This is a genomic window from Vibrio sp. Vb0349 (assembly GCF_033338975.1).
Genome location: NZ_JAWOTS010000495.1, coordinates 1 through 1,000, shown reverse-complemented (window position 1 = coordinate 1,000; position 1,000 = coordinate 1). Strand labels below are relative to the sequence as shown.

Genomic DNA, 1,000 nt, shown 5'->3' with positions numbered 1-1,000 from the left:
CGGGACTTGAATGCCACGCTGCTGCGCACTCAGCATAGTACCAATTGCGATGTCATCGTTGGTACAGAACACCCCGTCGAGCGTTGGGTACGTTTCCAGTGCGCGTTCAAGCAAATCATGCGCAAGGGAGAAACTGGAGTGCACGCCAGTTAACACATGTTTGGGTTCGAGTCCGGCTTCATTCATCGCGCGATCATAACCTTGCATACGCAGTTTGGTACGCGTGTCCAAACGCGCGCCGAAATAAACAATGGTGCGTTTACCAGCGTCCAACATACGTTTCACCGCGTTGTACGAAGCGTCTTCATGATCCAAGCCCACAGCCATATCAATCGGTTGTGGCGGCAATTCCATGGTTTCGACCACCGGAACGCCAGCGTTTTTGATCATCTGCAACGTGCGTGGAGTGTGGTGACTTTCAGTCAAAATCAACCCATCCACTTGGTAGGAAAGCAAAGAGGCGATTTTGCGCTCTTCCTCCAACTCATCGTAGCTAAAGTGTGCCAGTAGTGTTTCGTAGCCGTTAGCCTTAGTGACCGTCTCTATGCCCTGAACAAAGGAAGCAAAAATTTGGTTGGACAGAGAAGGAAGTAAGATGCCGATGGCTTTGCTGGAAGACTTAGACAACATCGCGGGGGCGCGATTTTCGATGTACCCCATCTCCTCGATTGCCGCGGCAATTTTCACGCGGGTCTTCTCAGCCACCGATTCTGGATTGCGCATATAGCGCGAAACCGTCATCTTCGTTACGCCAACTTGGTCTGCGACATCCTGCAATGTCGTTCGTGTTTTTTTATTCTGTTGAGCCATAAATATGTGATTTATCAATAATGTTACATGTAACATTATGACGAATACACAGGATGCCGACAAGCCACCAAAAGCCAAACATAATATCCACAATAAAATCATGCACTTATTGTTACAGAGTTGTTTTTAAAGAAACACTCGCAAAACGAATAAATAAATGACATTAATATTGAGTTTCTTATAAAATAGC

At 46.8% G+C, this 1,000-nt stretch carries 1 protein-coding gene; it reads right to left on the bottom strand.

Annotation, left to right across the window (positions count from 1 at the left end):
- A partial coding sequence (locus tag R7Q47_RS26865; RefSeq protein ID WP_318090391.1) for a substrate-binding domain-containing protein occupies positions 1 to 810 on the bottom strand: 810 nt, incomplete at its 3' end.
- Between the last annotated feature and the right edge of the window lie 190 nt (positions 811 to 1,000).